Below are 9,151 nucleotides of genomic sequence, written 5' to 3'. Positions count from 1 at the left end.
GTATGGAATTCCACCGCCACGCAGCCGAGCGCTTCGAAGCCGTACTTGAGCAACAGACGCTTGCAGGCGGTGTTGACATGACTCTTCTGCCAGCGCTTCGCATACCACGTGTAGCCGATGGCGATGCGCGGCAGTTCCGGTGCGAAGTCGTAGAAGCGCGTGGTGCCGACGATCTGGCCGCTGGTCTTCTCGCGCACCGCAAACGGCAGCATGGCGTTTGCGGCCAGGCCGGCGAGCGCCTTTTCGATATACGCCTTGGCCTCGCCTGGCGCCGGCGCGCTGGTGAACCAGAGGTTCCACAGCTCACCGTCCGCAGCCGCCGTTTCGAGGTCGGGCGCGTGATGCAGGGCGAGGGGTTCCAGCAGGACGTGCTCGTCCTGGAGTGTCGTCGGGGTGAGCGTCATCAGGCGTCCAGATCCGGGATGAGTTTGCTTTCCAGGCGCGCAATCGCGTCTTTCAACAACAGCTTGCGCTTCTTCATGCGGGTGATCTGCAGTTCATCGCAGCCGATCGAGTTGGACATCTGCTGGATCGCCACGTCCAGGTCGCGATGTTCCTGGCGCAATTCGGCCAGCAAATGGGCGATTTGGGCGGGATCCTGGACCTGCATGGCAGCGTTGCACGGGCGGCGGCGAAAGAAGCTGCAATTGTAGCGCGCCCGGATATGGCCGGCGGGCTAGGAGCCTGTCGGACTTGAGTGGTCGAGGCGAGGCGCTTTACAACAGCGGAGCTGGTCAAATGCGACTGCGCGAGGACAGATTTTCGGCGGTTCGCCGGCCCATAGCGGTTCTATGGGTCAAGAATCGACGGAAAGATGGACCGCGCAGGCGGATTTGCAGCCCGGCCAACTCAAGTCCGACAGGCTCCTAGGTACAATAGGCGTCTGCCCGCCGTATCCCGATGCCGCCCATGTCTGCCCATCCCGAGGCTCTTCCCGATCTCGCCCGCAAGCGTGCCCACGAGGCCGCCAAGCTGGCCAAACGCTTGCGTCATCAGGTTGGCCAGGCCATCGCCGACTTCAACATGATCGAAGACGGCGACAAGGTGATGGTGTGCCTGTCCGGCGGCAAAGACTCCTACACCATGCTCGACGTGCTGCTGTCACTGCAGGCCAAGGCGCCGGTGCGCTTCGAGCTGATCGCGGTGAACCTGGATCAAAAGCAGCCGGGCTTCCCTGAACACGTGCTGCCGCAATACCTCACCGAGCGCGGCGTGCCGTTCCACATCATTGAGCAGGACACCTACAGCACGGTCACCCGCGTGATTCCGGAAGGCAAGACCATGTGCAGCCTGTGCTCGCGCCTGCGTCGCGGTGCGCTGTACAGCTGGGCGGCTTCGAGTGGTATCACCAAGATCGCGCTGGGCCATCATCGCGACGACATGCTCGCCACCTTCTTTCTTAATTTATTCCACCAGGCCAGCCTGAAGGCGATGCCGCCGAAGCTGCGCTCGGATGATGGCCGTCATGTGGTGATCCGTCCGCTGGCGTACTGCAAAGAAAGCGATATTGCCGAATACGCCGAACACAAGCAGTTTCCGATCATTCCCTGTAATCTCTGCGGTTCGCAGGAGAATTTGCAGCGCAAGGCGGTCGGCCGCATGTTGCAGGATTGGGAGCGTCAGTTTCCTGGACGCAGCGAAACCATGTTTCGCGCACTGGGCAACGTGGCGCCCTCGCAATTGGCGGATCGCAAACTGTTCGATTTCGCTTCGCTGGGCTCGCGCGATGGCGCCAAACGCGCCGATGCGCATGGCTGGCTGGCGGGAACCGAAGGCGAGAACCACTAAGTACAAGGCGGACGTCTGGACGTCCATATCTCTTCCCTCATTTTTGTAGTCGAGTAGACCCGTGTCCCATTTCGCATCCGTAGAAATGACCCCAGGCGATCCGATCCTGGGCCTTACCGAAGCCTTCGTGGCCGATTCGCGTCCCGGCAAAGTCAATCTGGGCGTGGGCATCTATTACGACGAAACCGGCCGCATTCCGGTGCTGCGCGCCGTGCGCCAGGTGGAAGAAGCACTGGCGAAGGAATCGCTGCCGCGCGGCTATCTGCCGATCGACGGCTTGCCCGCCTACACGCAGGCCACGCAGAAACTGGTGTTCGGTCCGGAATCGCCGCTGCTGGCTGCTGGACGCGTGGCGACCTCGCAGACCATCGGCGGCAGCGGTGCGCTGCGCGTGGGCGCGGAACTGCTGAAGAAGGCATTGCCCAAGGCCAAGGTGGCGATCAGCAGCCCCAGCTGGGAAAACCATCGCGTGGTGTTCAACGCCGCCGGTTTTGACGTGGTCGATTACGCCTACTACGACGCCGCCACCAACGGCCTGGATTTCGCCGGCATGCTGGCGGATCTGAACAAGCTGGAGCCGGGCACCGTCGTGCTGCTGCACGCTTGCTGCCACAACCCTACCGGCGTGGATCTGTCGGTCGAGCAGTGGAAGCAGGTCGTGGCGTTGGTGAAGGATCGCAAGCTGATGCCCTTCATCGACATGGCCTATCAGGGCTTCGACAAAGGCATCGATGCAGACGCCGCAGCGGTACGCCTGTTTGCCGAATCGGGCATCGATTCGTTCGTGGTGGCGAACTCGTATTCCAAGTCGTTCTCGCTCTATGGCGAGCGCGTGGGTGCGTTGTCGGTGGTGGGCGCGACGCGTGACGAAGCGCTGCGGGTGCAGTCGCTGGTCAAGCGCATCATCCGTTCCATCTACTCCAGCCCGTCCACGCACGGCGGCGCATTGGTGGCTGGCGTGCTCAACAGCGCCGAGCTGCGTGCAGTGTGGGAGCAGGAACTTACCGAAATGCGCGAGCGCATCCATGCGATGCGTGCCGGCATGGTGGAGAAGCTTGCGGCGAACGGCGCACCGCAGTTCGGCTTCATCCAGCAGCAGGCTGGCATGTTCTCGTACTCGGGGCTCAGCAAGGCGCAAGTGGATCGCTTGCGCGAAGAGCATGCGATCTACGCGATCGGCACTGGTCGTATCTGCGTGGCGGCGTTGAATCGCAACAATCTGGATAATGTGGTTGCTGCCGTCGCCGCTGTTATTCGCTAATCACCCTCATCGTCGCCCCGGCGAAGGCCGGGGCCCAGTGACTTATTCGCCTCCACGGCGCTGGGTCCCGGCTTGCGCCGGGACGACGGACATTCGTGACCGGACTAAAGCATGTTTTTCCGCAACCTCACGCTGTTCCGCTTTTCCCCTTCCATTGCCGAAGACCTGACCCGCCTCGATGAAGCGCTGAACGATCATCGCCTGCGCCCCTGTGGTCCGCTGGAAATGGGTACGCGCGGCTTCGTGCCGCCGGTTGGGCGTGGCGACGAAGCGCCGATGACGCACGTGGTGAACGCCTGCACGCTCGTCACCGTGGGCAGCGAAGAAAAGCTGCTGCCATCCGCGGTGGTGAACGACGAACTGCAGCGCAAGGTGCAAAAGATCGCCGAAGAAGAAGGCCGCAAGGTCGGCGGCCGCGAGCGTAAGCGCCTCAAGGAAGATTTGCTTACCGAACTCTTGCCGCGCGCCTTCGTGCGCAGCTCGCGCATGTCCGCTTATGTCGATCGCAAGCACGGTTGGCTGGTGCTCGATACCTCTAGCCGCAAGAGCGCGGAAAACGCGCTGACGCAAGTGCGCGAGGCCCTCGGCAGTTTCCCCGCCGTGCCGCTTGCGCCCGAAGAAAGCCCGCGCGTGCTGATGACCGATTGGCTCGCCACCGGCAATCTGCCTGGCAGCCTCGCGCTGGGCGACGAATGCGAACTGCGCGATCCGGCGACGGCTACTGGTGCGATTGCGCGTTGCCGCCGCCAGGATCTCGATGCGGAAGAAGTGAAAGAGCACCTGCGCAATGGCAAGCAGGTGTTTCAGCTTGGCCTGGTGTTCGACGAGCGCATCAGCTTCGTGCTTGGCGAAGACCTGGTGGTGCGCAAGCTGAAGTTTCTCGATGCAGTGGTGGATGAACTGGGTGACAGCCAGCAGGATGCCGCCGCGGAAATGGATGCGCGCTTTGCGTTGCTGACGCTGGAACTTGAGCGCTTGCTGGGCAAGTTGGAAGAGTGGTTCGGCTTGCCGCGGCCCGAGTAAAGCCTTACACCGGACGCAGGTTGGGGTGCGAACCCCAACATCACCATCCTGATCGGCATGGCCATGTTGGGGTTCGCACCCCAACCTGCGCGGCCTCATGACAGCCAGATGTCACGCCAGGTCTCCGCAATGGGAGAGGGGGGCAAAAGCCGTCCCACGCCCCCTGAGACGCGCGCCAGACCGGGCTTCCCGCGGCCGGGGCAAAAAAGGCCTTGCGCGCAGCCCCGGCACCCCACATTCTGCCTGTGCCCAGACCCTCCCCTTCGGCCTGGGAGCAGTTCGGAAAGGCTTAAATCATGGCGTATCTCGACGGTGACTGGCTGGAGCTGGCAACCCCCAGCGGCAATACCATTCGTGTGCTCAAAGCATCGCATCCGCGGGCGCGGCGACTGCGCCTGACGGTGTCGACGAAGGGTGCGCGCATCACCTACCCGCAGGGCACGCATCCCTCGCAAGTGAATGCATTCCTGCGCCACAACGCCGACTGGCTGGAGAAGAAGCTCGGCGAACTCAACCTCGTGATCGATCCGTTGCCGCCGTTGCGCGTCGGAACGCCGATCGAATTTCCATTCCGTGGCGAAACCACCATGTTGGATTGGGCCGAAGGCGCCTACCCGCGCGTGGTCGCTCACGATGGTGGCATCACGCTGGAAATCCCGCGTCCGCATAGCCGTGCGCTACCTGTTGCGCGTGGCTTGCTTGCCTCGTATTTCGAAACGCAGATTCGCCGCGACGTCTCGCGCTGGCTGGCCGGCTACGTACCGCAATTGGGACTGGCGCCGACGGCCTTGCGCATTCGCCCGATGAAGAGCCTGTGGGGCAGCCTGGATACGCGCGATCGCATCAATCTCGATCTCGCCCTTGCGCTCGCGCCTCCCGCCGCCTTGCGCTACGTGCTTGCGCACGAGTTGTGCCATCTGAAAGTGCGCAACCACTCGCCGCGCTTCTGGGCGCACGTGGAAGCGATTTTTCCGGACTGGCGCGAACAGCGTGATTGGTTGCGCCAGAACGGCGCGTTGTTGAAAGCGGAACTGGATCGCCTGATCGCCGACGTCGCCGACTGACGCCATGCTACATGCGACGCGTTAAAGCGCTCGCATTTCGGTTGATTTGAATCGTCCCGACTTCACTCGCACTCCACGGGCATGTTCGTAGCGTTTTGTCTTTGGACGGCGATTCGCCCTGCATGGCGGATGCCCCATCGACGCAAAGTCCGGTGATGAACAAGCAGTCTCTCGCAAGCCCGCGCATCAAGCCTGCAGGTGTGGCACCTGCAGACACGCTGACGCCTGCGGACCGTTATCAGGAATTGTTCGTCGACGTGCAAATGCATCGTGTGTTTGCCGACAGCAAAACTTTCGTCGACTGCGCGCCGAAGGGTGAGCCGGAACGCATTCTTGCATTGTATCGAGAGCAACGTGGTCATTCGGATTTTGATCTCGCCACGTTCGTGCATGCGCATTTCGATGCGCCCGTCGTGCACGGCAGCCATTATGTTTCTGTGCCCGGGCAACCCTTGTGCGAGCACATCGACAGCCTGTGGGATGTGCTGACGCGTCGCCCGGATCTGCATCCGCCGAAGTCGTCGTTATTGCCGTTGCCCAATTGCTACGTCGTGCCGGGTGGTCGCTTCAGCGAGCTGTATTACTGGGACTCCTACTTCACCATGCTTGGGCTGGCGGAAAGCGGGCGCCACGACCTGTTGCATTGCATGGCGAGCAACTTCGCGTATCTCATCGACGCCTACGGCCACATTCCCAATGGCAACCGAACCTATTACCTGAGCCGTTCGCAGCCGCCGGTATTCGCCTTGATGGTGGGTTTGTTCGAACAGCACGGCGTGGACGAGGCGGTCGCCTGGCTGCCGCAGTTGTGCAAGGAATACGATTTCTGGATGGATGGCGCCGAAGCATTGCGGCCGAATGATGCGCACCGTCATTGCGTAAAACTGGACGATGGCAGCGTGCTTAATCGTTACTGGGACGATCGCGATACGCCGCGCGAAGAATCGCACCTGGAAGACGTACTCACCGCACGCCGCAGTACGCGCCCCAGCACGGAGGTCTATCGCAACCTGCGCGCTGGTGCCGCATCGGGTTGGGATTTCAGTTCGCGCTGGTGTGACGAAGGCAAGCTGGAAACCATTCGCACCACCGCCATCCTGCCGGTCGATCTCAATGCGTTCCTGTACTACCTGGAATGGCAGATCGCCGAGCTCAGCCGTGCCGATGGGCAACACAAGCAGGCGGATGCTTTCGAGCTGCGGGCGCAACGTCGCCGCGAAGCGATCCACCGCGTGTTGTGGAACGAAGCCGCTGGCTGCTTTCTCGACTACGATTGGCAGCGCCGTGCACCGCGCGATGCGATCAATGCGGCGGCCAGCGTGCCGTTGTACGTCGGGCTCGCCAGTCACGACCAAGCCGTGCACGTGGCCGAAGCGTTGCGCACGCACCTGATGGAAGAAGGCGGCCTGGGCGCCACCGCTTTCAAGACAGGGCAGCAATGGGACAAGCCCAACGGCTGGGCGCCGCTGCAGCGGTTGGCCATTTGCGGCCTGCGTCGTTACGGCATGCATGAGTTGGCCGAAGAGATTGCGCACCGCTGGCTGCAAACCGTGGGCAGCTTGTACGAGCGCGAAAGCAAGCTGGTCGAAAAATACGTGTTGATGGTGCCGCCGGGCGGGGCGGTGGGTGGCGGCGGTGGCGAATATCCTCTGCAGGATGGCTTCGGCTGGACCAACGGCGTCACGCGCCTGCTGCTGCACGAAAAGCCGGATCATCCGGCCAACGAAGCATGCGCGGCAGCCACGGCGTAGCGTCGACACATCGCATCGTCATGCCGCTCACGCCGGATCTACGGCACTGACGACAGGCTTGGCCCTTGGCAACGACGAGGATGGCCAGCATGAACACCACGCCAGTCACATATTCCACCGCGCCGCCGTTATTGATACCCAAAACCTTGAAGGGCCAGAAAGCGCTGGTGACCGGCGCCAATTCCGGCATCGGCCGCGCAGTGGCGATCGCCCTGGGTGAAGCCGGCGCTGACGTGGTGGTCAACTACGTCAGCGGCGATCAGGCAGCGGATGAGGTCGTTGCCGCCATCCGTACGCATGGTGTGAATGCAGTGGCGTACCGGGCCGACGTGTCTGTCGAAGAACAAGTCGCCAGGATGTTTCGCGAGGTGATCGCGCGTTTCGGCACGCTCGACATTCTCGTCAACAACGCCGGACTGCAACGCGATTCCTCTTTCCCGGCGATGACGCTGGAGCAGTGGCACACTGTGCTCAACGTCAACCTTACCGGCCAGTTCCTGTGCGCGCGGGAAGCCATTCGCGAATTTCTGCGCCGTGGTGTGATGCCCGAGGTTTCCTGTGCGGCAGGAAAAATCATCTGCATGAGTTCGGTGCACCAGGAGATTGCGTGGGCGGGTCATGCCAACTACGCCACCTCCAAAGGCGGCATCAAGCTGTTGATGGAAAGCCTGGCGCAGGAGATGGCGCCGCATCGCATTCGCGTCAACGCCATCGCACCCGGCGCCATTCGCACGCCGATCAACACCTCGGCGTGGAACACGCCCGACGCCTACAAAAGCCTGATGACATTGGTGCCTTACGGGCGCATCGGCGAACCGGAAGATATCGCGCGCGCTGCCGTTTGGCTGGCATCCGATCTTTCCGATTACGTGGTGGGCACCACGTTGTTCGTCGACGGTGGTATGACGCTCTATCCGGGATTTGCCACAGGCGGCTGATCGTGGGTTGCCATGCATGTCGGCTCGCGGGTGACTGCAGGTTGGGTTAGCGCAGCGTAACCCAACATTGCCGGAGTCATTCGTTGGGTTACGCTGCGCTAACCCAACCTACGCCCATTCATCATGACGGGTCGCGCAGGCCGTCACGCGGCCCCGGCCATTCCGGCCGGGCTGCAGCCTCTTCAACCGTCATCGAGGCACCTTCGGTAGCACGCACCGGCACCACGTTCGGATCGAAACCTTTCAAACAAAACACATTGACGCCGTAGTGATCAGGTGCAGCGCGTTTGCGATGAAACACGTAAATGCCGCAATGCTTGCAGAAATAATGCTTCGCGCGCCGCGTATTCCATTGATAGAGCGTGAGTGCATTCTCGCTCTGTGTCAGCGTCAACGCCTGCTCGGGTACCTTGAGCATCAGCGCATGGCGCATCTTGCACAGCGAGCAGTCGCACGTGGTGATTTCCGTTACCGTCGCCACGACGCGGAATTGCACCGCTCCGCAATGACAGGAACCATCGAAGGTTTGCACGGCGTCCATGCGTTCTCAATGCGCCAGCATGAAATTCGTCAACACCTGCGCAAACGCCTGCGGCTTTTCCATCTGCGGCATGTGATTGCAGCCGTTCAAGATGCTGGTGCTGATCGATGGCGTATGCGTAAGGCCGGTGCGCAGGCTCTCGAGCGCGGAAATATCGATGATCTTGTCGTCATGGCACCACATGCCGAGCACCGGCATGGTGAGTTTGTCCAGTCGCGTCTGCAATGACAGCACCTGCGAGTTCTCGCGCAATTCGTTGAAGGTGTTGTCGATGAATGCGCGGTTCTTGATGTTTTCCTGCACGAAGACGTCGATGAAGCGGCCTGGGATGTGCGGTACCTGTTCGAACGCCCATGCGTTCGCGCGCAGGAAGCCGGCGCGATCGTCGTAGTCGAAGACGTTCTTGCCGCTCGTTGCCTCTTTGGCGAATTCGTTTTCCTTGAACTTCAGGCCGAACGAATCGATCAGCGCCAATTCCGCGACATCTTGCGGATGCTCGGCGGCATACACGCCGGCAATCGCGCCGCCCATCGAGTGACCCACGATCAGCGCATGCTGCAGATGCAGTGTCTGGATGAAGTCATTCAAGCGCGCGGCCTGGTTGTCGATGTTGTAGCTGGCGCCGGCATTGCGCGAGGACTCGCCCCAGCCGGGAAGATCTGGAATCACTACGTGGAAATGCGCGGTAAGCAGCGGCGCCACCGGTAGCCACACTTCCTTGCTCGCCGCAAAGCCGTGCAACAGCACGATGGTCGGGCCCTGGCCGCCTTCGTAGTACACCCAGT

At 61.8% G+C, this 9,151-nt stretch carries 10 protein-coding genes; 6 read left to right on the top strand and 4 right to left on the bottom strand.

The window, feature by feature from the left end; all coding sequences use genetic code 11:
* Positions 1 to 404, bottom strand: a 404-nt coding sequence (locus VJR68_RS12865; protein ID WP_324148186.1) for a GNAT family N-acetyltransferase, incomplete at its 3' end; no start/stop codon positions are given.
* Complete coding sequence (locus VJR68_RS12860; RefSeq protein ID WP_324148184.1) at positions 404 to 610, bottom strand: YdcH family protein; 207 nt, start codon at positions 608 to 610, stop codon at positions 404 to 406. The genes VJR68_RS12865 and VJR68_RS12860, both read right to left, overlap by 1 nt.
* 290 nt (positions 611 to 900) lie before the next feature.
* Here VJR68_RS12860 and ttcA point away from each other — a divergent pair, with 290 nt between their 5' ends.
* The 6 genes from ttcA (at position 901) to VJR68_RS12830 (ending at position 7,825) form a co-directional block, all read left to right on the top strand.
* Positions 901 to 1,788, top strand: a complete 888-nt coding sequence (ttcA, locus tag VJR68_RS12855) for a tRNA 2-thiocytidine(32) synthetase TtcA (RefSeq protein ID WP_414647782.1) — start codon at positions 901 to 903, stop codon at positions 1,786 to 1,788.
* A gap of 61 nt (positions 1,789 to 1,849) precedes the next feature.
* Positions 1,850 to 3,049: an amino acid aminotransferase gene (locus VJR68_RS12850; protein WP_324148180.1), complete on the top strand. Its 1,200-nt coding sequence runs from the start codon at positions 1,850 to 1,852 to the stop codon at positions 3,047 to 3,049.
* Between the two features lie 111 nt (positions 3,050 to 3,160).
* Positions 3,161 to 4,072: a recombination-associated protein RdgC gene (locus tag VJR68_RS12845; protein ID WP_324148178.1), complete on the top strand. Its 912-nt coding sequence runs from the start codon at positions 3,161 to 3,163 to the stop codon at positions 4,070 to 4,072.
* 296 nt (positions 4,073 to 4,368) lie between these two features.
* On the top strand, positions 4,369 to 5,136 hold the full coding sequence (locus tag VJR68_RS12840; protein ID WP_414647780.1) for a M48 family metallopeptidase: 768 nt from the start codon (positions 4,369 to 4,371) through the stop codon (positions 5,134 to 5,136).
* A 155-nt stretch (positions 5,137 to 5,291) separates the two neighbouring features.
* On the top strand, positions 5,292 to 6,887 hold the full coding sequence (treF, locus tag VJR68_RS12835; RefSeq protein ID WP_324148176.1) for an alpha,alpha-trehalase TreF: 1,596 nt from the start codon (positions 5,292 to 5,294) through the stop codon (positions 6,885 to 6,887).
* An 89-nt stretch (positions 6,888 to 6,976) separates the two neighbouring features.
* Positions 6,977 to 7,825, top strand: coding sequence for an SDR family oxidoreductase (locus VJR68_RS12830; protein ID WP_324148174.1), 849 nt, complete (start codon positions 6,977 to 6,979; stop codon positions 7,823 to 7,825).
* Positions 7,826 to 7,946: 121 nt separating this feature from the next.
* Here the strand turns inward: VJR68_RS12830 and VJR68_RS12825 are convergent, their stop codons facing one another.
* Both VJR68_RS12825 and VJR68_RS12820 read right to left on the bottom strand, forming a co-directional pair.
* Positions 7,947 to 8,366 (bottom strand): GFA family protein, encoded by a 420-nt coding sequence (locus VJR68_RS12825; RefSeq protein ID WP_324148173.1) that lies wholly within the window; start codon positions 8,364 to 8,366, stop codon positions 7,947 to 7,949.
* Positions 8,367 to 8,372: 6 nt separating this feature from the next.
* Positions 8,373 to 9,151 (bottom strand): alpha/beta fold hydrolase (locus tag VJR68_RS12820; protein WP_324148171.1); only part of this gene is annotated, 779 nt, incomplete at its 5' end.

Source organism: Dyella sp. (genome assembly GCF_035277725.1).
In the GTDB taxonomy this organism is placed as follows: domain Bacteria; phylum Pseudomonadota; class Gammaproteobacteria; order Xanthomonadales; family Rhodanobacteraceae; genus Dyella_B.
This window is presented reverse-complemented; position numbering and strand designations above follow the sequence as displayed.